Origin of the sequence: Nocardiopsis sp. YSL2 (genome assembly GCF_030555055.1) — a bacterium.
GTDB lineage: Bacteria > Actinomycetota > Actinomycetes > Streptosporangiales > Streptosporangiaceae > Nocardiopsis.
Map to the genome: position 1 here is coordinate 5908511 of NZ_JAMOAO010000001.1, position 20715 is coordinate 5929225.

Below are 20715 nucleotides of genomic sequence, written 5' to 3' on the forward strand. Positions count from 1 at the left end.
GGTCCGCGGGATCGCGGATCAGCCGGTGGCGCAGGCCTCGCCGTCCAGCGCGAACGCCTCGGGCACGTCGGCCTGGCCCGTGTGGGTCAGTTGGAAGCCGAAGGAGGTCTGGCCCCCGGCGGCGATGGTGCTGTTCCAACCGACGGGTGTGGCGGTGACCGTGCCGCCCGACTGGTCGATCTCCGCGTTCCAGGCCCCGGTGATCTCCTCGCCCGGGGGGCGAGCCCAGGTCAGGGCCCAGTCCTCGGCGTCGGCGTCGCCGGTGTTGCGCACGGTGACGTTCACGGTCGCGCCCTGGTTCCACTCGGAGGTGACGTCATAGGCGACCTCGCAGGAACCGGTCGGCTCGGGGTCCGGGCTCGGACTGGGGCTCGGGTCCGGGCTCGGACTGGGGCTCGGGCTGGGGTCGGGATCCGGGTCGGAGCCGCCGAACAGCTCACCGTGCGTGGCCAGGGCCGTGGCCACGTCGACCTGGGCCCAGAACCGGTGGTAGGTGAACTCCGGAGCCGGGCCGCCGTCCAGGTACTCCTGGACCCGGGGCCAGTCGGGGTCGTCCTCGACGAAGGAGCGGATGGAGGCGAAGGTGGAGTCGGAGTCGACCACGTCGCCGTTGGGCATCTGCCCGGACCAGCCCTCGGGCACGTAGAGTCCGCCGTTCGGCGCGTCGAAGGCGTCGTCGAACCGCTCGTAGTCGGCCCGCACCTCCGGCACGGCCACGCCCAGGTCGTCCTGGTGCGCCAGCAGCGCGTCCAGCAGGCCCTCGGCGGTCTCCAGCGACGCCTCGTCGCCGGTGGCGTCCGCGTAGTGCATGAGGGTCTTGGCCAGGCCGGCGGCGATACCGACGTCCTGGTTGTGCGAGACGACCTCCACGTTCAGGTCCGGGTTGCCGGTGGGCGTGCCGTTCCAGTCGTCGGGGGCGCCGCTCCACTCCATCTCGGCCGGGACGGCGAACTCGCCGTCGGGGCCGACCGTGGTGTTCTCTATCGCCCAGGGCACCCACGCGTCGAGGATGTCGCCTGCGCGCTCGTCCCCGGTGATGCGGTGGTACTCGGCCACGCGCTCGATGTCCCAGACCTGGAAGCCGAACCACTGGTTGGACGGCGGGTCGTGCCACACGGGCTTCTCGTCGTAGAACATGCCGTAGAAGGTGGGGGTGCCCGCGGGCGGCTCGGAGTAGTCGCCCTCCCAGCTGTTGGTCGCGCCGCCGGCGATACCGCCGTCGGAGGACTGCAGCCACTGCAGGAACTCCAACTGCCGGTCGAGGCTGATGCCCCAGTCCTCGGCACCGGTCGCCGACTCCGGGCGCAGGGCGTCGACCTCCGAGAGCGCGTAGGCGGCCATCACGTTCTGGTAGCCCTGGTGGGCGGCCGAGCCGCCGATCCGCCAGGCCCAGGGGTACTCGGCGCTCTCCAGCGCGCCGCCCCAGGAGTAGTACCAGGCCATGAGGTAGTGCGCCGACTCCTTGCCCGATCCGGGCGGGCAGGACGCGGCGTCGACGCAGTCGCCGATCTGCTTGAAGTACTTGTCGAACATCGCGTACCGCAGGTAGTCGCCCATCTTCGCCGCGTCGGAGACGCTGTCGGCGATGGCGGAGGCGTTGCCCTGCTCGCCGGCCCACTCGTGCGCGAGGTAGGCGACCTGAACGGCCCGGGCGTCGGCGTCGGGCGCGTTGGTGTAGCGCCACTGCTCGGAGTAGGCCTGGTCCTCCACGAACAGGTCGAGGAACCCGTTCTCCCCGCCGTGCTCGAAGGTCTCGCAGGAGGGGTGGGGGACGGCCTCCCACACGGACTCGTTGGAGCCGCGCTGGAAGGTGTTGATGTAGGCGGGGGCGTCGTCGCTGCCGTCACCGCAGAAGCCGTAGCCGTAGATGTTGTCCACGTCCAGCAGCCAGTGCATCCCGTAGACCTCGTCGGTGCCGTAGGTGCTGCTCAGCTCGTCGGCGAGGGGGTCCCGGCCGGGCTGCACCCCGGGGGTGGTCGGCATCGGGTAGTCGTCGGGCGAGAGCGACTCGGGGATGTAGGAGGCCGGGGTGGAGGGGTCGTAGGAGCCGTTGGTGGGCTGGTCGGCGGTGGAGGGGATGATGAAGGCCTCCATCGACGCCCAGGCGTCGTTGAAGGGCTGCCAGTCACCGGAGACGCGGCCGTAGGTGGCCTCCAGCCAGAGGTAGTAGCTGTAGGCCTCCGAGGTCGTGGCGTGCCCGGTGTCGGGCGCCTCCACGATCAGCTTCTCCACCGAGTGGTAGGGGACGAGGAGCCCGTCGAACTCGCGGAAGTAGCCGCTGGCGGGGTCCTTGATGGTGTCGTACTGCTCCAGGAAGGCCGACTCGTACTGCGTCAGCTCGGGATTCTCACGCTGGACCCTCTCGGCGACCGGTGTGTACTCGTAGTCCGCGGTGGGGGCGGGTTCGGCCTGGACGGACACGGTGGTCAGCAGGGCCGCCGTGAGGGCGGTGCCCAGGGCCGCTGGGAGGGGCCACCGCCGTCTGCGGCGGGGCCGGGATACGTGCGTGGTCACTGCGCATCCTCCTCGGGTGGTGCTCGTTCCCGGATGCCGCGGAGCGGGGCGCGGGCCCCGGCCGCGACGCGGCCGGGGCGGAGGGCGCCTCGGCGTGGGCAGTGGGGCCGAGACCTTGGGGGGTGGGGGGGTTCGGGGAGTGCGGGGGGTGGGGAATGTGGGACCGTCCGAACCGGGTCGGCGCTGTCCCGGTTCGACCTGGGAGCGCTCCCGCCACGGGAGCGCTCCCAGCAGTGCCGAAAAGTTAACACCGTAGTAAAGCCGCTGCAATGGGTGTAACGAGAAGGATTGCGCGCCGGTCTCACACCTCGCGCACGGCCGCGCGGGCGCCGCGCGCGGGTGTGGGGGCGACGTGGCTGGTGGCGGCCGCCGTCGGCCGCCACCAGCCACCTCACACGGACAGGTCCGCCTCGGGCGCGGGCAGTGTCGGCAGCCGGTGCGCGACGGCGCTCGGATCGCCGCTCCAGTCCATGGCGGCGATCTGCCGCAGGCTGCGGCGGCCGGTCGCGGCGCGCGCGAGCTCGAAGGCCTCGGCCCGCCACTCCAGGTCGTCGCGCTCGCCCAAGCGCCATTCCTGACCGGTGTCGACGGCGACGACGCGCACCCCCGGCAGGCCCGGGTCCCAGCCGCGGGCCAGCCCGCCCAGGACGAAGTGCGCGAGCCGATCGGCGTCCCGCGTCTGCGCGCCCAGGCCCAGCGCGCCGCGGACGTCGTTCTCGTGGTGCCACACGTCCAGGACGGGCAGCCGGTAGCGCGCGCGGGTCTCGCGCGCGAAGACCTCCAGCAGGGCGGGGGTCTCACGGCGCCATTCCGCGCACACGGCGCCCAGGTCGGCATCGGCGCGTTCGGCGACCTGGCGGGCCGTTGCGGCGTCGTCGGCGGGCGGCACCTGGCCGGCGGCCACGTCGGCGCACACGCCCGCCAGATGGGCGTAGGTCTGCAGGACCGTCCAGTCCGGCAGGGCGGGCACGGGGGTGGCGAGCCGCTCGGCCGTCAGCTCTGCGGCCAGGTCGAGCAGGCGGGCCTGGCAACGGGTGTACACACTCGCTGAGTCCATGCCGCCACGCTACCGAACGCCGTTCGGGCTCCGGGGGCCGGGCCGAGCGGTCGGGGGGGGCAGTCGTACAGGCGGCCCACCAGCGCGCTGTGCCGGAACACTAGCAACCGGCCCGCGCGCACGACGTAGCACAGCACTTTGTCCTTGAGCGTCTTCTCGGGCGCGGGAACCTCGTTGGGTGGGGATGCGCGGGGGGATGCCGCGGTCACGGCGGTACGTGCTCAGTCGATGAGCCGGGCGAGATCCACCCGGGACCGGATACCGAGTTTGGCGTAGATGTTGCGCAGGTGGTGGTCGACCGTGCGCGGGCTCAGGAACAGCAGCGCCGCCACCTCCCGGTTGGTGGATCCCGTGGCGACGTGGCGGGCGATCTGCAGCTGTTGGGGGCTCAGCTCCCTGACGGGGTCGCGCTCACTCTGGGCGGGCCTGCCGCGCGTGGCGCGCAGTTCCGCTCGCGCCTGGTCGGCCCACGGACGGGCGCCCAGGAGCTCGAAGGACTCCAGGGCCGCGGTCAGGTGCTCGCGGGCCCCGGCCGGGTGGCGTTCGCGCCGCAGGTGGGAGCCGAACAGCAGCTGGGTCCGTGCCAGTTCGAGGTCGCAGTAGCCCGACGCGTGCAGCTCGACCGCCCGGCCGAAGAGTCGCGTGCTCTCCCGCCCCGAGCCGAGCAGGGCCCGGCAGCGCAGCGCCAGGGCGCGGGCGGAGGCCTCACCGGTGGCCTCGGCCCAGCGCTCGAAGGTGGTGACGGCCGAGCGCACGGCCTCGGCACGGTCGGGGCCGGGTGCGGTCGCGGCGCCGCGCATGGTCGACTCGACCAGGTGCGGGGTGCTCAACAGGTGTACGGCCGTGTGGCCGCGGCCCGGGCCGGCCCGGCGCAGGGAGACCAGGCGCGCGGCGGCTTCGTCCACCCGGCCCAGGCCCAGGTCCAGCAGGGCCAGCGCCCAGGAGGCCAGCCCCGCGGGCAGACCGAGGTCGTGGGAGTCGGCCAGGGCCAGGGCCGCGCCCGCCTGGTCCCGGCAGGCGTCCGCCTCGCCGTGGATCGCGGCCAGCAGGGCGAGCCCGGCGCGGTGGTGGCCGGCGCAGTTGTCCTGCCCGGTGGCCTGGGCCAGCCGCAGCCCCTCGGTGGCGCCGGCCTCGGCGAGGGAGAGGCGGCCCAGCCAGAGCTCGGCGTAGGTGCGGAACTCCAGGGCCCGGGGGACGAGGGAGGCGGCCCCGGTACGCCGCGCCTGGTCGGCCGCCCGGCCGGCGAGGGCGCCCGCGCTCAGGTTGTCGCCGCACAGGAGTCCGGCGATGCCGCCCAGGAGGAGGTGTTGGGGGTCGTCGGTGCCGTCGGCCTCCGCCATCACGCGGCGCAGGGCGGCCACGCCCTCGGTGTGGCGGCCCTGGAAGAGGTCGGCCTTGCCCGACATGTAGTCGAGGATGAGGCGGTCCTGGGACCGGTGGCCGCTCCCGTGGAGGGAGAGTGCCCGCTCGGCGGTGGCGAAGTAGCGGGTGTGGTCGCCGGACAGACAGCAGGCCTCCCCCGCCTGGTGGAGGGCGCGCAGCGCCAGGGCGCTGTCGCGGCGGGGCAGGCGGTCGGCAAAGGTCCGCAGGCGTTGGAAGGCGGCGATGGCCACGCCCGAGCGCAGTTCCATGTCGGCGCGTACGAGTTCGACGTGTTCGCGCACGGGACCCGCCGCGCCGCCCAGGGCGGGTAGCTCGTCGCCGACCCGTTCCAGGAGGCGCAGGGTGCGGGGGTGGTTGCCGGACAGCCAGGCCGCGCGGGCCGACTCGGCCAGGCGCATGGCGCGGGTGGCGGCGGCGGGTGTCAGGTCGGCGGCGCGTTCGAACAGCACCGAGGCGGGGGCGTGCCCGCGCTGCCCCATCCGCTCCAGTGCGCTCAGGCGCAGGTCCGCGGCGGTGGGCTCGTCCGGGGCGGTGCGTGCGGCGGCCCGGTGCCAGGCGGTGTCGGCCGGGGCTCGCCGGGCGAGGGCGAGGTGGGCGGCGTGCCGTTCGGCGGCGGGCAGGCCGTGGTAGAGGGCGGGGCCGACCAGTGGGTGGGCCAGCGCGGTGCGTCCGCCGTCCTGGCGGACCAGCCCGGCGTGTTCGGCCGGCTCCCACCACGGGACCGGGTCGTCCTCCTGCGGGGACCCGGACCGTGCGGCCGGGGCGGGGCCGGAGGTCGCGGGGTCGGCCGCCAACAGCAGGAGCCGGTGGCGGACGGACGCGGGCAGTCGGCGGGCCCGGCCGGTGTAGGTGTCGGTCAGGTCGCCGCGAGAGCGGGGTGGGCGGCCCAGGTCGGCGGCTCCGGAGCGCTCGTCGGGGCCTGCGGCGGCCAGGAGTTCGAGTGCGGCCCGCGGATTGCCCTGGGCGAGGGTCGCGAGCTCGGCTCTGGCGGTGTCGGCCAGGGGGCTGTGCGCCGCGGCCGCGTCGAGGAGGTGCCCGGTGCTCTCCCGGTCCAGGGGTTCCAGGTCCAGGACGGGGATGCCGCCGGGTGCCTCGTGGGTTCCGGCCTCGGCGGACAGGAGGGCGGCCACGCCCTCGTCGGCGAGCCGCCGCCCGGCGAAGGCGAGCACCTCCCGGGAGGGCGCGTCCATCAGGTGGACGTCGTCCGCGCAGATGAGCACGGGGTGCTCCGCGGCGATCTCGGTGATCAGTCCCAGGACCGCCACCGACAGCAGGAAGGGCCGGTCCGTGTGGCCGCACTCCAGGGACCGGTGGAGGGCCTCGCGTTGGGCCGTCGGCAGGCGCGGCAGGTACGGCATCGCGGGGCGCAGGAGCTGGTGCAGGCCGGCGAAGGCCAGGTGGCGCTCCTCGGCCGCGGCGTGCGCGGCCAGCACGGTGAAGTCGGGGGCCTGTGCGCGGGCGTGGGCGAGCAGCGCGGACCTGCCCGAGCCGGGTGCGCCGCGGACCAGCAGGATCCGGCTCCGGCCGGAGCGGGCGGCCCGCAGCAGGTGGCGGGTGGCGGCGATTTCCTGGTCACGCCCGTACAGGGGGGCGACGCGTGTAAGCGGGGGCACGCGGGTCACGGAAAAGAAGTTACCCGCGAGTTAAAGAGCTGTAAAGGGACCGGCGGTTCAGCCGATGCGCTCTCTGTGAGCGGGAGCACACACTCGAGTCTCCCCCACCCCTTCCGGAGTCACCATGAAACGTTCGTTCGCGCTCCTGTGCGGGCTCGCGCTCGCCGCGTCGCTGTCCCTGGCCTCGGCCGTACCGGCCGCCGCGGCCGAGCCCACGCCGATCATCTTCGTCCACGGATTCGCCGGCAAGGGCGAACAGTGGTCGACCATGCGGGCGAGCCTGGTCAAGTCGGGCTACCCCGCCGACCGGCTGCACGTGTTCTCCTATGACTGGCTGCGCTCGAACCGGACCATCGCCGACCGTCTGTCCGCCTACACCGACGACGTCCGCGACCAGCACGGGGCCGACCGGGTCCACCTGGTCTCCCACTCCATGGGCGGGCTGTCCACGCGGTGGTACATCAAGTTCCTGGGCGGCGACCAGACGGTCGACCAGTGGATCTCGATCGGCGGTCCCAACAACGGCACGGACCTCGCCCACCTGTGCACGTCGCTCATCACCCCGTGCGCGGAGATGCGGCACGGGTCGGGCTTCCTGACCGAGCTCAACCGCGGCGACCCCACCCCCGGGCGGGTGGACTACACGACCTTCCGCTCGCCCTGCGACCTGGTCATCTCGCCGTACGACAGCACGTCGCTGGACGGGGCGGACAACATCCGCACCGGGTGCCTGGAGCACATCTCCATGATGTGGAGCTCCAGCGTCATCGACGGTGTGCGGAGCACCGTGGGCGCCCCCGCCGCGGTCGGCTGACGGCGGGACCGGAGCCGGGCCCGGCGGCGCCGCCGGGCCCGGCTCCGCCGGTTCAGACCCCCAGGCCCGACATCAGGTCGCTGAAGGCCGTCGGCTCTTCGTAGGGGTCGGCTCGGTCCGGCACGTGCTCCACGGCCAGTGCCGCGAGCTGGCGTGCCGCGCGGTCGATGCGCTCGCTCAGCTCGCGCCCGCCGCTGTCGCCCGCACCCCAGTCCTCCGAAGCCGCGTAGACGGCGGTCGGCACGACCACCGACCGCGTGTAGGAGAACATCGGCCGCAGGGCGTGCTCCAGCACGAGCGAGTGGCGGGGGCTGCCACCGGTCGCCGCTGCCAGGACGGGCTTGCCGTCCATGGCCTCGGTGTCGACCACGTCGAAGAAGGACTTGAACAGGCCGCTGTAGGAGGCGTTGAAGACCGGGGTGACCGCGATGACGCCGTCGGCCCGCGCGACGTCGTCGAGAACGGAGCGCAGATCGCCGGTCGGTACACCGGTCACCATCGCGTTCATGATGTCGTGGGCGAGGTCGCGCAGTTCCACGACCCGGGTCCGGACGTCCCCACCCCGCTCCCGCAGCTCCCTCTCGGCCGCGCTCGTCAGCCGGTCGGCGAGCAGGCGTGTGGAGGAGGGCGTGCTCAGCCCCGCGGTGACGGTGACGAGTGTGCGCGTGGTCATGCCTGGGCCTCCGTGTTCTCCTCCGCCCCCGGCTTGGCGGCCAGGAGCGATGCGTGGGTGGGTGCGTCGGGGACGTGGGCGGGCCGGCCCGCGGCGAACTCCTTGCGCAGGACGGGTACGACCTCCTCGCCCAGCAGGTCCAGCTGTTCCAGGACGGTCTTGAGCGGCAGTCCGGCGTGGTCCATCAGGAAGAGCTGGCGCTGGTAGTGGCCGAAGGAGTCGCGGAAGCCCAGGGTGCGGTCGATGACCTCCTGCGGGCTGCCCACGGTCAGCGGGGTCTCGCGGGTGAACTCCTCCAGGGAGGGGCCGCCGCCGTAGACGGGTGCGTTGTCGAAGTAGGGCCGGAACTCCCTCACCGCGTCCTGGGAGTTCTTGCGCATGAACACCTGTCCGCCCAGCCCGACGATCGCCTGGTCGGCCTTGCCGTGGCCGTAGTGCTCGAAGCGGCGCCGGTAGAGCGAGATCAGCTTCTTGGTGTGGGTCGCGGGCCAGAAGATGTTGTTGTGGAAGAAGCCGTCACCGTAGTAGGCGGCCTGCTCCGCGATCTCCGGGCTGCGGATGGAGCCGTGCCAGACGAACGGCGGGACGTCGTCCAGCGGCCGCGGGGTGGAGGTGAAGCCCTGCAGCGGCGTGCGGAACTTGCCCTCCCAGTCCACGACGTCCTCGCGCCACAGCCGGTGCAGGAGGTTGTAGTTCTCCAGGGCCAGCGGGATGCCCTGGCGGATGTCCTGGCCGAACCACGGATAGACGGGCCCGGTGTTGCCCCGGCCCATCATCAGGTCCACCCGGCCGTCCGCCAGGTGCTGGAGCATCGCGAAGTCCTCGGCGATCTTCACCGGGTCGTTCGTGGTGATCAGCGTGGTCGACGTGGACAGGATGAGGTTCTTCGTCCGCGCGGCGATGTAGCCGAGCATGGTGGTCGGGGAGGACGCCACGAAGGGCGGGTTGTGGTGCTCGCCGGTGGCGAAGACGTCGAGGCCGACCTCCTCGGCCTTGAGCGCGATGGTGACCATGGCCTTGACGCGCTCGGCCTCGGTCGGCGCGCGTCCGGTGGTGGGGTCGGTGGTGACGTCGCTCACCGAGAAGATTCCGAACTGCATGGCCGCCCTCCAGGTTAACTTCCAAAGAAGTAGTTTCCGATTAAACTATCACCTCGAACGATCCGGCCCGCGCAGGTATTCCCCGCGCGGGCGGGCGTGTCCGTCCCTCAGTGCTCGTGGTCGTGCCCGTCGTCGACGTGCCCCTGCCCGCCCTCGGGATCGGAGGTCGACGGGGGATCCTCGGCGGCGCCGCCCGGTTGCGCGCCGGAGCCGTCCATCGGCTCCTCACCGTGCTCCCCCTGGTCCTCGGCACCGCCCGCGCCGGTGGCGTGCGCGTCGGTGGCATGCGCGTGCTCGTCGGCGCCGTTGACCGCGACGGCGGTGGACAGGGCCACCGCGAGCGCGGCGCTGACGGCCCAGGCGACCCCCGCCGTGCGCGGATCCCGCTCCGCTCCGCGCCGCGCGAGGGCCCAGAGGGCGCCGGCCACGACGACCGCCTCCAGGCCGACGGCGACCAGGTCGGTCGTCCCGGCCGGCTCGGGCAGCCAGGCATGCGGTCCGAACGGAAGACCCCACACCCGGCTGAGCGCCCATGTCCCGACCGACCCCAGGTTGAGCGCCGCACCGGCCAGCATCAGGGCGGGCCCGCCCGGCCAGACCGCAAGGACCGCCCACACCGTCTGCGCGATCCCGGTGACCACGAAGAACAGGCCGGACACCCACCACTCGCCCCAGTGGTCGGGGGCCATGACGAGATGGATCTGGGCGGCCCCGGCCGAGGCCGCGGCGCTGGTGAAGCGGGCGAGGGAACTGCCGGGGGACTGACGCCGACGACGACGCATGAGGGTACTCCTGTGGTGCTGGTGACGCGGGAGGGAAAGAGGGCAGGCCGAACGCGCCGACCGACCGGTACGGCACAGCGCGCGAGGGGCCTCTAGACCCGCATCACCGACAACTCGGAGACCAGTTGTGGACAGCGCCGTCGTCGTGGGCCCCCGCCCGGGCCGAGCCGGTCCGGGCGCGCCCCGGCCGCACTCGGCCGCCGACCCCGCCACCACGGGGGGATCGGGGCGAGCAGGACCAGCAACTGGAACGGGGCCGCCTGCACGCTCTCGCAGCCCGCGTGGGCGTGCTCGGCGGAGGCGGCACAGGCCGCGGCGGCTTCGTCCCCGTCCTCGGCGGCGTGCGCGGACCCGTGGTCACCGCTGTGCGCGTGGTGGTGCGGTGTCGGGGCGTGCGCGACGTGGGTCGAGGCGCCCTCCGCGCCGTGGGAGAGGGCCACCGCCATGAGCGTGCCGAGCAGCGCGACCAGCCACAGGGCTGACGCGATCCGGCCGGCGGTGGACAACACGGGCAGTGGACTTCCTCGGGGCGGGGGCGGGTGGTCGTCCCGCGGGGCAGGGCCGCGGCGGTGACGGGCGCTCGGTCAGCGACCCTACCCGTGACCGGGTCGGGCCGTCGAGGGCACGGGTGGTCGCGGCCGGGTGGGCACCGGCCCGGGACCGCGCCCGTTCATCCACAGGCACCCTCCGTATCCACTGAATGTCACCCCGCCCGGGTATGCCTGTGAAGGCAGGCACCGCGGCGGCCACCGGGAGCCGCTACGGCCGGCCGCGGACGTGAGCACACGAGAAGGAGGAGGGCGCGGCCCACCGGACCCGCCCGACACCCCATGGCCACCACCCTCGATCCCCGACGGCGCCCCTCCCCCACCGACACCAGCCGGACCGAACGCGAGCCCGTGGTCCTGTCCGACGCCCTCGGCGACGTCATGACCGCCCTCACCGCCGCGGACCCCGACCTCGCCCTCGTCCCCGGCGGTGACACCGCGCCCGAGCCTCAGCCGGGCACGATCCCTTCGGGGTGAGTCGGGCGGGAACGACCGCACCAGCGTGACGGGCCCGCGCGGACGGGCGTTGAGCTCGGCCGACTCCCGCGCGGGCACCCACCGCCCCAGGCTCGTGTGCCCGCCCACTGCCGCACCGGGTCGCGTCCCCCGGCGTAGTCCGCGTCGACGCGGAGGCACGTGACACAGCCCTCACCGCCGCGCGGCAGGTTCCACTGCCGAGCGGTCCGTGCCGCGTCACCCTCGTTGGGCACTGGCCGGAAGATCGACTGGCCGCCACTGAGGCCGTCCGAAAGCGCGCGCCAGGGCCGGTTCCGCCCACCCGGTGGGACGCCACAGGGCCAGTGGGCCGGTCATGGGAGCGCTCCATCATCCACGGGAACCATGAGCATAGGGATCCAGTGGCCGAATCCGAACCCGCTCTTTGCCGAAGGAACCGAAAATCCCTCCGCCTGGCGGGAACACTGGATGTAGACGAGGCGTTGTCACAGGTGAAAGCGCCCCAGACTGACTCCCGAAAGCCCCATCCACCCATCCAGTACCTGTGAGACGCTCTCCACAATCCATGCGCGGATGCGCGCGCTCGTGTCGGCAATGGGGGTTTCCGACACGTATTCAGTCGCCGCATCCGCCTTCCCAGCGGCCAGACCGCACCTCGTGCACACTGGCCGCGCACGCTGTGGCCCGCGTTGGGGGACGCGGGCCACAGCCATGTCCGGGGCGGCGCCGGTACGCCGGCGCGGCCCGGACCCTCCTCCCCCGCCCGTCGGGCCCGCTCAGCCGGCCGGTGCGGCCACGCTGTCGCGCTCGACGAGGGTGGGGGTGATCACCCGACGCGTGGAACCGGCCACCTCCCCCGAGATCACCGACAGCAGCACGCTCAGGGCCTCGGCGGCCACGCTGTCGAAGTCGGGCCGCACGGTGGTGAGCGGCGGGATGAAGAAGGGGGCCTCGGGCACGTCGTCGAACCCGACCACGCTCACGTCCCCGGGCACGGACCGGCCGTGCTCGAACAGCGCCCGCAGGATCCCCAGCGCCAGGTGGTCGTTGGCGGCGAACACCGCGGTCACCTCCGGCATCCGGGCCAGCATCAGACCCGCCCGGTAGCCCGAGACGGCACTCCAGTCGGCCGCGTTGACGGGCGGCACCTCGGCGCCCGCCTCCTCCAGCGCCCGGCGCCAGCCGCGCACGCGTCCGGCCGCGTCGAACCAGTTCGCGGGGCCGGACACGTGCCAGACCGTGCGGTGGCCGGCGGCCAGCAGGTGCCGCGTGGCCAGTCGGGCACCGGCCTCCTGGTCGACGGTCACCAGGGTGGCGTCCCGCTCGGGGTCGCCGTCCACCGCGACCAGGGGGACCTCGGTCGGCACCTCGTTCAGGGCCTCGGCGGCGGCCGCGGTCGGCGCTATCACCACGATGCCCGCGACCCGCTGCTCGCGGTGGTGCTCCACGGCGTCGGCGATGGAGCCGCGGTCGAGGACGCGGACCCGGCGCACACTGACCACGAATCCCTGTGCCGCCGCGGCCAGCTCGAACGCGGCCAGCAGCGAGGAGGGTCCGAACAGCGTCGAGTTCTGGGCCACCACCCCGATCAGCTGGGACCTCCCGGTCGCCAGGGCACGGGCGGCCCGGTTGGGCCGGTAGCCCAGCTGTTCGATGGCGGCGCGCACACGCAGCCGGGTCTGCTCACGGACGTTGGGGTGTTCGTTGAGGACGCGGGAGACCGTCTGGTGGGACACGCCCGCCAACCGGGCGACGTCCGTCATGGCGGGATCGCGGTTGCCCCGGACGGACGAAGGCGTGTGGTCCACCCATGACTCCTTGACTGTCGGCGTCGGCGCCCACTGGGTTGTCAGCGGCCACCAGGCTATGCGACCGGTCCGGCGGTGCCTTGGCGTCGGGCCCGTCACGGATCCGGGGCCGGGGCGGCCCGCAGCCCCGGTGTCAGCTCGTGAAACTTCGTTGGCGCTAACATACGCCGCTCGTCGCCCAGGAGCAATGTCGTCGAATCGTGCCGAGCAGAGGGGTTGACCCACGGAATGTTAGCGCTCACTATATTGGCCACGTGATCCTGATCACCACCAACATCCAACGGGTCACCGTCGACATGGAGGCTCCCCCCAATGAAAAGGTTCACCACGGTCGCCGCGGCGCTCGTTCTCACGACGGTGACCGCCTGCGGTTCAGGCGGCCCGGGCGGCGCGGACGAGACCGACGACGGGACGATCACCATGGGCTTCGCCCAGGTCGGCGCCGAGAGCGGCTGGCGCACGGCCAACACCCAGTCCATCCAGCAGGCCGCGGAGGAGGCCGGGATCGACCTGCAGTTCTCCGACGCCCAGCAGAAGCAGGAGAACCAGATCCGGGCCATCCGGTCCTACATCCAGCAGGACGTCGACGTCATCGCCTTCAGCCCGGTCGTGGAGACCGGGTGGGACGCGGTCCTGCTGGAAGCCCAGCGCGCCGACATCCCCGTCATCCTCACCGACCGGGCCATCGACTCCGAGGACACCTCCCTGTACGAGACCTTCCTCGGCTCCGACTTCGTCGAGGAGGGCCGCAAGGCCGGGCAGTGGCTGGTCGACAACGCCGAGGGCCAGACGAACGTGGTGGAGCTGCAGGGCACCACGGGCGCCGCGCCCGCCATCGACCGCAAGGAGGGGTTCGAGGAGGTCATCGCCGGCAACTCCGACATCGAGGTCATCGCCACCCAGACCGGTGACTTCACGCGCTCGGGCGGCAAGGAGGTCATGGAGGCCTTCCTGCGCTCCCACGACGACATCGACGTGGTCTACGCGCACAACGACGACATGGGCCTCGGAGCGATCGAGGCGATCCGCGCCGCCGGCATGGAGCCGGGCGAGGACATCCAGATCATCACGGTGGACGCCGTCGAGGCGGGCATGGAGGCTCTGGCCGCGGGCGAGATCAACTTCATCGTCGAGTGCAACCCCCTGCTCGGCGACCAGCTGATGGAGCTCGCCGAGCAGGTCGTGGCGGGCGAGGAGGTCCCCGAGCGCGTGGTGGTGGAGGAGACCACCTTCACCCAGGAGGAGGCCGAGGCGGCCCTGCCGGACCGCCAGTACTAGGTACCGGAACCGGGCCGGCCGGCACCCCGCACCACCACTCACCCCGACCGGACCCGACCGGTGACTTACCCCGGTCCCCGGCGCCACTGACGACAGCGACGCCGGGGACCGCTCACGACGACGAAAGCACGGGCCATGACCGATTCCCCACCGCCGCCGACCGCCCCGGTGGTCGACATGCGCGGTATCACCGTCGACTTCCCGGGCGTGCGGGCGCTCTCCGGCGTCGACTTCCAGCTGTTCCCGGGCGAGGTGCACGCCCTGATGGGCGAGAACGGCGCGGGCAAGTCCACCCTGATCAAAGCCCTCACCGGAGTGCACCGACCGACCGCAGGCGAGATCCGCCTGCACGGCGAGCGCGTGGAGTTCACCGCACCCGTGCAGGCGCAGAACGCGGGGATCAGCACCGTCTACCAGGAGGTCAACCTCTGCCCCAACCTGTCGGTGGCGGAGAACATCCTGCTGGGCCGCGAGCCGCGCCGCCTGGGCGCCATCGACAAGCGGGCCTGCCGGGCCCGGGCCGCTCGACTGCTGGAGCGCATCGGCCTGTCCATCGACCCCGGCTCCGGCCTGGACAGCCACCCCATCGCCATCCAGCAGCTCGTGGCCATCGCACGGGCCCTGGCCGTGGACGCGCGCGTCCTGGTCCTGGACGAGCCGACCTCCAGCCTGGACACCGACGAGGTCGCCGAGCTCTTCCGGATCGTGCGCGTCCTGCGCGACGAGGGTGTGGCGATCCTGTTCGTCTCGCACTTCCTGGAGCAGGTGTACGAGATCGCCGACCGGATGACCGTGCTCCGCAACGGCGCCCTGGTCGGGGAGTACCTGCCGAGCCGGACCGACCGCCTGGAACTGGTCTCGGTGATGCTCGGCCGTGAGCTGGGCGCCCTGGAGGAGGTCGAGCGCCGCTCCGGGGAGCGCGCTCCCGGCACCGCGCCGGTCCTGACCGCGCGCGGTCTGGGCCGCGCGGGGTCGATCGCCCCGTTCGACCTGGAGATCCACGCCGGCGAGGTGGTGGGCCTGGCCGGTCTGCTCGGCTCCGGGCGCACCGAGACGGCCCGGCTCTTGTTCGGGGCCGACCGGGCCGACACCGGGACGCTGAGCATCGGCGGCCGCGCCGTCCGCCCGCGCGGACCGCGGTCGATGATCGCCCGCGGTGTGGCGCTGTGCTCGGAGGACCGCAAGGCGGAGGGGCTCATCGCGGACCTGACCGTACGCGACAACCTCATCCTGGCCCTGCAGGCCGCACGCGGATGGATGCGCCCGGTCCCCCGGCGCGTGGCCGACGCGCTGGTGGCGGAGTACATCGACAAGCTCGACATCCGGCCCGCCGATCCGAGCGCCGTCATGAGCACCCTCTCCGGGGGCAACCAGCAGAAGGTCCTGCTGGCGCGCTGGCTGGTCACCCGGCCCGACCTGCTCATCCTCGACGAGCCCACGCGCGGCATCGACGTCGGCGCCAAGGCCCAGATCCAGAAGGTGGTGGCCGACCTGGCCGCGGACGGGATGGCGGTGCTGTTCATCAGTGCCGAACTGGAGGAGGTGGTCCGGGTGTCGGATCGCGTGGTGGTCCTGCGGGACCGGCGCAAGACCGCCGAGCTCGAGGGCGACGGCGTCACCGTGGACGACGTGATGGGCGCCATCGCCGCGCACGACGACCAGGGCACGGCGATGGCCTCATGATCCGGCACCAGCTCTTCTGGCCGGCCGCGGCCCTGGTCGGCCTCCTCGTGCTCAACGCGGCCGTCAACCCCTCGTTCCTGGAGATCCGGATCCAGGACGGGGCGCTGTACGGCAGCCTGGTCGACATCCTCCGCAACGGGGCGCCGACACTGCTCATCGCGGTGGGGATGACCCTGGTGATCGCCACCCGGGGCATCGACCTGTCGGTGGGCGCCGTCGCGGCGGTCGCGGGCGCCATCGCCTGCACCTGGATCGCCTCGGGCGGGGACGCCATCACCGCCATGCTCCTGGCGCTGGCCGTGTGCGTCCTGCTCGGCCTGTGGAACGGCTTCCTCGTCACGGTCCTGGGCATCCAGCCGATCATCGCGACCCTGGTCCTGATGACCGCCGGACGCGGCGGCGCGATGCTCGTCACCGAGGGCCAGATCATCACGGTGGACGATCCGGTCTACCGCCAGATCGGCGCGGGCTTCGTGGTCCTGCCGATCGCGATCCTCATCAGCCTGGGTGTGCTGCTGGCCGTCGCCGCGCTGACCCGCGGCACCGCCCTGGGCATGCTCGTGGAGTCGGTGGGCACCAATCCCCGGGCCAGCCGTCTGGCCGGGGTGCGCTCGCGCACCATCGTCTGGACGGTGTACGTGTTCGCCGGGCTGTGCGCGGGCGTGGCCGGCCTGATGATCAGCTCGAACGTCAACGCCGCCGACGCCAACAACGCGGGCCTGTGGATCGAGATGGACGCGATCCTGGCCGTGGTCATCGGGGGCACCTCGCTGGCCGGCGGCCGGTACTCGCTCACCGGCACCCTCGTGGGCGCCCTGGTGATCCAGACGCTGACCACGACCGTCTACAGCATCGGCGTGCCGCCCGACGCCATCCTCGTGTTCAAGGCGGTCGTGGTGATCGCCGTGTGCCTGCTGCAGTCCCCGCGCACGTCGGAGCTGTTCCGGCCCCGGCGCAGAGCCGAACCCGCCGACACCCGCGCCCAGGAGGTGACCGCGCCATGAACGTCCTGGACGTCAGACGCGTGAAGGACCGCGTCGACCGACTCCCCCGCCGCTTCCTGCCGGTGATCGCCACGTTCACGGTGTTCGTCCTGACCTTCGGCACCGGATCGGTGCGCTACGAGGGCTTCGCCTCGCCCCAGGTCGCGACGAACCTGTTCGTGGACAACGCCTTCCTCATCGTGCTCGCGGTGGGGATGACGTTCGTGATCCTGACGGGCGGGATCGACCTGTCGGTGGGCGCGGTGGCGGCGCTGTCGACCATGATCGCCGCGGCCACGCTGGAGGCGGGCTGGCCCCCGCTCGCCTCGGTTGTGGCCGTGCTCGCCGCAGGCACGGCGCTGGGCCTGCTGATGGGGCTGGTCATCCACTTCTTCGACGTGCAGCCCTTCATCGTCACCCTGGCGGGCATGTTCCTGGCCCGCGGGCTGTGCTTCCTCATCAGCGTGGAGTCGGTCTCCATCAACGACCCGGTCTTCCGGGCCCTGGCGACGGGGACGATCTCCCTGGGCGACGGGGTGACCCTGACCTACAGCGTCCTGATCGCTCTGGCCGTGGTCCTGGTGGCCGTGTACGTCCTGCACCTGACGCGGTTCGGGCGCACGGTGTACGCGGTGGGCGGCAGCGAGTCCTCAGCCCGGCTGATGGGCCTGCCGACCGGCCGGGTGCGGGTGGGCGTGTACGCGGTGAGCGGGTTCTGCTCGGCGCTGGGCGGTCTGCTCTTCAGCCTGTACATGCTCTCCGGCTACGGCCTGCACGGTGTCGGCATGGAACTGGACGTGATCGCCGCGGTGGTGATCGGCGGAACGCTGCTGTCCGGCGGGGTGGGCTACGTGGCCGGATCGGTGGCGGGCGTGCTGGTGCTGGGCACCGTGCAGACCATCATCTCCTTCGAGGGCACGCTCAGCTCCTGGTGGACCAAGATCGTCATCGGTGTGCTGCTGCTGGTCTTCATCATCTTCCAACGCGTCATGATGCGCAGATCCGGCTGAGCGCCCGGGTCGCGCCGCGGAGGGACCGGCCCTGGTCGGCCCCTCCGCGGGCGCGGCTCATCCGCCGTTGACGGTGCGGCTGCGGCCGCGGAACTCCGCGACGACCTCGTCGCCGCGGCGGACGGTGACGTCGTAGAGCCCGCTGCGGCCGAAGACCACGCGTTCGGCGGCGGTGGCCACCAGCAGGTCGCCCTCGCGCACCGGGGCCACGAACGTGATCTCCGCGCCCGAGGCGACCGTCACCCCGCGCCCGTCCGCGTTGCAGGCGCACGCGAACGCGGTGTCGGCCAGCGTGAACACGAACCCGCCGTGGGCGATGCCGTGCCCGTTGACCATGAGCGGACCCACGGCCATCTCCACGGTGGCGCTGCCCTCGCCCAGGTCGACCAACCGCATCCCCAGGTTCTTCGACGCCCGGTCGGCCTCGAACATCCGCCGCGCCGCGTTCGGCTCCGCCCCGCTCACGAGTCGAAGTCCACGGTCAGGGTCTCGGTCTGGGGCAGCGACTGGCAGGCCAGCGCGTACCCGGCCGCGACCTCGTCGTCGCTGAGCGCGTAGTTGCGGCGCATGCGCACCTCGCCCTCGCAGACCCGGACCCGGCAGGTGCCGCACACCCCGCCCTTGCAGGCGAAGGGCAGGTCCGGACGGTAGCGCTGGGCGGCGTCCAGGACGGGCGTGTCCCGCGGCAGGGTCAGGGTGCTGGTGCGGCCGTCCAGGACCACGGTGACCTCCGAGGCCGGGCCCTCCACGCCGGGCTCCTCGTGGCGTGCCTGGGGCGGCGGCTCGTCGCCCTCGACGAAGAACAGCTCCTGGTGCACGCGCTCGCGCGGCACCCCGCGCCGGGCCAGGACCTCCTGGGCGTCGGTGACCATGCCGAAGGGGCCGCACAGCCACCAGTGGTCGGTCGCGTCCGCGGCCACGATCGTGGACAGCAGCGCGTCGAGCTTGGCGGCGTCCAGGCGGCCGGTGAACAGCTCGGCCTCACGCGGCTCACGGGAGAGCACGTGGACGAGTTCGAGCCGGGGGCCGAACGCGTCCTTGAGGTCGGCCAGCTCGTCGGCGAACATGACCGTGTCGCTGCGGCGGTTGCCGTAGAGCAGGGTGACGTGGGAGTCGGTCGCGCGCAGCAGGGACGCCGCGATCGACAGCATCGGCGTGATGCCCGAACCGGCGGCGATCAGCACGTGGCGGCCGGAGACGGTCAGGTCGGGGCTGAACCGCCCGGTGGGGGTGCCCACCTCGATCTCGTCGCCCGGCGCGACCTCGTTGACCAGCCAGGTCGAGAACAGGCCGTCGGCGACCAGGCGCACACCCACGCGCGGTGGGGCTCCCACGGGCGCGCAGATGGAGTAGCTGCGCCGCTCCTCGACCCCGTCCACCACGCGGCGCAGGGTCAGGGACTGCCCGGGCGCGAAGGCGAACTCCTCGGCCAGGCGGTCGGGGACGTCGAAGCTGACGGCGACGGCGTCGTCGCACAGGCGCTCGACGGCGGCCACGCGCAGGCGGTGGAACGCCGCCGCGCGGCGCGGCGCCGCGGGCGCGTCGGTGACGGGTGTGGTCACGGTCAGATCTCCTTGACGTGCTCGAACGGTTCGAGGCAGGACCGGCACCGGTGCAGCGACTTGCAGGAGGTGGCGCCGAACCGGGACAGCTCCTCGGTGTCGGCCGCGCCGCACAGCGGGCAGCGCGGGACGGTGCGGGTGGGCATCAGGGTGAGCGGTACCGGCCCCGGGGCCCGTGGCGGCGCCTGGCCGGGCGGGGAGATGCCGTGCTCGGCGAGCTTGCGCCGGCCCTCCCCGGTGATCCAGTCGGTGGTCCAGGCCGGGGAGAGCGCGGTGCGCACCCGCACGCGGTCGAACCCCGCCGCGCGCACGGCCCGGTCCACGTCGGCGCGCATCTCGGTCAGGGCCGGGCACCCGGAGTAGGTGGGAGTGATCCACACCTGGACGGTCCCGTCCTCGTCGAGGTCGACCCCGCGCAGGATGCCCAGGTCGGCCAGCGTGAGCATGGGCAGCTCGGGGTCGGCCACGGCCGCGGCCGCCGCCAGGGCACGCGCCCCGGCGGCCTCGTCCGCGCTCGCCGGACCGGCGTGCGCGGTGGTCCGGCCGGTCGCGTGCTCGGTGGTCACCATGTCGCCTCCGGGTGTTCCCGGGCCACCCGTTGGAGTTCGTCCAGCAGGGGCGGCAGGTCGGGTGTGTGGCGGCCGTCGCGGCCCGCCACGGCGGCCTCGGGGAAGGGCTCGGGCGCGGCCAGGGTCGCGGTGGTCAGCACCTGGGTGAGGACGTCGTGCACCTCGTCGGCGACGGTGGACGGGTCCACGCCCGCGCCCTGGGCGGCCAGGCGGGTCTCGACCGGGTGGGCGGCGAACAGCTCCCCGGTCAGGGGCCACACGTCGGCGACGGCGGCGGCCATGCGCTCGTGGGAGAAGGGCGTGCCGTCGCCCAGCCGCAGCGCCCAGGACACCGCGTACTCGCGGTGGTAGGCCAGTTCGTTGACGGCCTTGGCGGCGACGGCGGACAGCACCGGGTCGGCGCTGTCGACCAGGCGGGTGAACACCGCCAGGCGGGCGGTGGAGAGCACCAGCAGCGTCGCGACGGCGCGGGCGAAGTCGCCGCGCGGAGCCTCGGCCAGGTGCACGTTGCGGAACTCGGCCGGTCCGCGCCAGTAGGCGAAGCGGTCCTCGTCGCGGCCGGTGCCGTCGGCCTGCCCGGCCCGGGAGAGCAGCAGGCGTGCCTGGCCGAGCAGGTCGAGCGCGATGTTGGCCAGGGCCACCTCCTCCTCCAGCTCCGGGGCGTCGGTGACCCAGTGGACGAGGCGTTGGGCCTGCACGAGCGCGTCGTCGCCGAGCATCTGGCAGTACAGCGCCAGGTCGGCGCCGTCGACGCCCTCGGGCAGGGTGGTGTCCACGCCCGCGAGGGCGTCGGTGAAGCCGGTGCCGAAGGCCCAGCGGTCGTCGCCGCCGTGCTCCTGGCCCAGGACCGAGTAGATGTGGTCGTCGCCGCTCATGGACCGT

At 73.0% G+C, this 20715-nt stretch carries 18 protein-coding genes; 6 read left to right on the forward strand and 12 right to left on the reverse strand.

Annotated features, from left to right (window positions below; genetic code table 11):
- Positions 1-18: 18 nt before the first annotated feature.
- The 3 genes from M1P99_RS26165 to M1P99_RS26175 form a co-directional block, all read right to left on the reverse strand.
- Entirely contained in the window at positions 19-2514 is a 2496-nt protein-coding gene (locus tag M1P99_RS26165) for a glycoside hydrolase family 48 protein (RefSeq protein WP_304455246.1), read from the reverse strand.
- A gap of 391 nt (positions 2515-2905) precedes the next feature.
- The gene (locus tag M1P99_RS26170) at positions 2906-3571 is read right to left on the reverse strand and encodes a maleylpyruvate isomerase N-terminal domain-containing protein (protein WP_304455247.1); all 666 of its coding nucleotides are present in this window, start codon (positions 3569-3571) and stop codon (positions 2906-2908) included.
- A 221-nt stretch (positions 3572-3792) separates the two neighbouring features.
- The gene (locus tag M1P99_RS26175) at positions 3793-6576 is read right to left on the reverse strand and encodes an AAA family ATPase (protein WP_304455248.1); all 2784 of its coding nucleotides are present in this window, start codon (positions 6574-6576) and stop codon (positions 3793-3795) included.
- 115 nt (positions 6577-6691) lie between these two features.
- Here M1P99_RS26175 and M1P99_RS26180 point away from each other — a divergent pair, with 115 nt between their 5' ends.
- Positions 6692-7381 (forward strand): triacylglycerol lipase, encoded by a 690-nt coding sequence (locus tag M1P99_RS26180; protein WP_304455249.1) that lies wholly within the window; start codon positions 6692-6694, stop codon positions 7379-7381.
- Positions 7382-7433: 52 nt separating this feature from the next.
- On the opposite strand, the gene M1P99_RS26185 is transcribed toward M1P99_RS26180, so the two are convergent.
- The 4 genes from M1P99_RS26185 to M1P99_RS26200 all read right to left on the reverse strand — a co-directional run bounded on the left by M1P99_RS26185 (position 7434) and on the right by M1P99_RS26200 (position 10445).
- A complete protein-coding gene (locus M1P99_RS26185; protein ID WP_304455250.1) occupies positions 7434-8054 on the reverse strand; it encodes an FMN reductase in 621 nt (206 codons plus the stop codon).
- Positions 8051-9154: an LLM class flavin-dependent oxidoreductase gene (locus M1P99_RS26190; RefSeq protein ID WP_304455251.1), complete on the reverse strand. Its 1104-nt coding sequence runs from the start codon at positions 9152-9154 to the stop codon at positions 8051-8053. Before M1P99_RS26190 ends, M1P99_RS26185 begins: the two co-directional genes overlap by 4 nt.
- A gap of 107 nt (positions 9155-9261) precedes the next feature.
- Positions 9262-9936, reverse strand: a complete 675-nt coding sequence (locus M1P99_RS26195; RefSeq protein ID WP_304455252.1) for a hypothetical protein — start codon at positions 9934-9936, stop codon at positions 9262-9264.
- Between the two features lie 92 nt (positions 9937-10028).
- On the reverse strand, positions 10029-10445 hold the full coding sequence (locus M1P99_RS26200; protein ID WP_304455253.1) for a hypothetical protein: 417 nt from the start codon (positions 10443-10445) through the stop codon (positions 10029-10031).
- A 321-nt stretch (positions 10446-10766) separates the two neighbouring features.
- Between M1P99_RS26200 and M1P99_RS26205 the strand changes: the two genes are divergently transcribed.
- Positions 10767-10961 (forward strand): hypothetical protein, encoded by a 195-nt coding sequence (locus M1P99_RS26205; RefSeq protein ID WP_304455254.1) that lies wholly within the window; start codon positions 10767-10769, stop codon positions 10959-10961.
- Between the two features lie 755 nt (positions 10962-11716).
- Here the strand turns inward: M1P99_RS26205 and M1P99_RS26210 are convergent.
- The gene (locus M1P99_RS26210) at positions 11717-12748 is read right to left on the reverse strand and encodes a LacI family DNA-binding transcriptional regulator (RefSeq protein ID WP_304455255.1); all 1032 of its coding nucleotides are present in this window, start codon (positions 12746-12748) and stop codon (positions 11717-11719) included.
- 312 nt (positions 12749-13060) lie between these two features.
- Here M1P99_RS26210 and M1P99_RS26215 point away from each other — a divergent pair, with 312 nt between their 5' ends.
- The 4 genes from M1P99_RS26215 to yjfF all read left to right on the forward strand — a co-directional run bounded on the left by M1P99_RS26215 (position 13061) and on the right by yjfF (position 17702).
- Positions 13061-14026 (forward strand): ABC transporter substrate-binding protein, encoded by a 966-nt coding sequence (locus M1P99_RS26215; RefSeq protein WP_304455256.1) that lies wholly within the window; start codon positions 13061-13063, stop codon positions 14024-14026.
- Between the two features lie 135 nt (positions 14027-14161).
- Positions 14162-15709 carry a sugar ABC transporter ATP-binding protein gene (locus M1P99_RS26220; RefSeq protein ID WP_304455257.1) on the forward strand — a complete coding sequence of 516 codons (1548 nt, stop codon included), beginning with the start codon at positions 14162-14164 and terminating at the stop codon, positions 15707-15709.
- Positions 15706-16713, forward strand: coding sequence for an ABC transporter permease (locus M1P99_RS26225; RefSeq protein WP_304455258.1), 1008 nt, complete (start codon positions 15706-15708; stop codon positions 16711-16713). The genes M1P99_RS26220 and M1P99_RS26225 overlap by 4 nt, the downstream gene beginning before the upstream one ends.
- Positions 16710-17702, forward strand: a complete 993-nt coding sequence (yjfF, locus tag M1P99_RS26230; RefSeq protein ID WP_304455259.1) for a galactofuranose ABC transporter, permease protein YjfF — start codon at positions 16710-16712, stop codon at positions 17700-17702. The genes M1P99_RS26225 and yjfF overlap by 4 nt, the downstream gene beginning before the upstream one ends.
- A 57-nt stretch (positions 17703-17759) precedes the next feature.
- Here the strand turns inward: yjfF and paaI are convergent, their stop codons facing one another.
- The 4 genes from paaI to paaC are packed head-to-tail and all read right to left on the reverse strand — an operon-like array spanning position 17760 to position 20708.
- Positions 17760-18134, reverse strand: a complete 375-nt coding sequence (paaI, locus tag M1P99_RS26235; protein ID WP_304455834.1) for a hydroxyphenylacetyl-CoA thioesterase PaaI — start codon at positions 18132-18134, stop codon at positions 17760-17762.
- Positions 18135-18163: 29 nt separating this feature from the next.
- On the reverse strand, positions 18164-19264 hold the full coding sequence (paaE, locus tag M1P99_RS26240; protein WP_304455260.1) for a 1,2-phenylacetyl-CoA epoxidase subunit PaaE: 1101 nt from the start codon (positions 19262-19264) through the stop codon (positions 18164-18166).
- A gap of 2 nt (positions 19265-19266) precedes the next feature.
- The gene (paaD, locus tag M1P99_RS26245; protein ID WP_304455261.1) at positions 19267-19833 is read right to left on the reverse strand and encodes a 1,2-phenylacetyl-CoA epoxidase subunit PaaD; all 567 of its coding nucleotides are present in this window, start codon (positions 19831-19833) and stop codon (positions 19267-19269) included.
- Positions 19827-20708: a 1,2-phenylacetyl-CoA epoxidase subunit PaaC gene (gene paaC, locus M1P99_RS26250; protein ID WP_304455262.1), complete on the reverse strand. Its 882-nt coding sequence runs from the start codon at positions 20706-20708 to the stop codon at positions 19827-19829. The genes paaD and paaC overlap by 7 nt, the downstream gene beginning before the upstream one ends.
- Between the last annotated feature and the right edge of the window lie 7 nt (positions 20709-20715).

Excerpts from the sequence above, each read along its gene's own strand:
- M1P99_RS26180 (WP_304455249.1), top strand. The coding sequence starts at position 6,692 with ATGAAACGTTCGTTCGCGCTCCTGTGCGGGCTCGCGCTCGCCGCGTCG.
- M1P99_RS26170 (WP_304455247.1), bottom strand. The coding sequence starts at position 3,571 with ATGGACTCAGCGAGTGTGTACACCCGTTGCCAGGCCCGCCTGCTCGAC.
- M1P99_RS26215 (WP_304455256.1), top strand. The coding sequence starts at position 13,061 with ATGAAAAGGTTCACCACGGTCGCCGCGGCGCTCGTTCTCACGACGGTG.
- M1P99_RS26205 (WP_304455254.1), top strand. The coding sequence starts at position 10,767 with ATGGCCACCACCCTCGATCCCCGACGGCGCCCCTCCCCCACCGACACC.
- M1P99_RS26195 (WP_304455252.1), bottom strand. The coding sequence starts at position 9,936 with ATGCGTCGTCGTCGGCGTCAGTCCCCCGGCAGTTCCCTCGCCCGCTTC.
- M1P99_RS26185 (WP_304455250.1), bottom strand. The coding sequence starts at position 8,054 with ATGACCACGCGCACACTCGTCACCGTCACCGCGGGGCTGAGCACGCCC.
- M1P99_RS26190 (WP_304455251.1), bottom strand. The coding sequence starts at position 9,154 with ATGCAGTTCGGAATCTTCTCGGTGAGCGACGTCACCACCGACCCCACC.
- M1P99_RS26220 (WP_304455257.1), top strand. The coding sequence starts at position 14,162 with ATGACCGATTCCCCACCGCCGCCGACCGCCCCGGTGGTCGACATGCGC.
- yjfF (WP_304455259.1), top strand. The coding sequence starts at position 16,710 with ATGAACGTCCTGGACGTCAGACGCGTGAAGGACCGCGTCGACCGACTC.
- paaC (WP_304455262.1), bottom strand. The coding sequence starts at position 20,708 with ATGAGCGGCGACGACCACATCTACTCGGTCCTGGGCCAGGAGCACGGC.
- paaI (WP_304455834.1), bottom strand. The coding sequence starts at position 18,134 with ATGTTCGAGGCCGACCGGGCGTCGAAGAACCTGGGGATGCGGTTGGTC.
- M1P99_RS26225 (WP_304455258.1), top strand. The coding sequence starts at position 15,706 with ATGATCCGGCACCAGCTCTTCTGGCCGGCCGCGGCCCTGGTCGGCCTC.
- paaD (WP_304455261.1), bottom strand. The coding sequence starts at position 19,833 with ATGGTGACCACCGAGCACGCGACCGGCCGGACCACCGCGCACGCCGGT.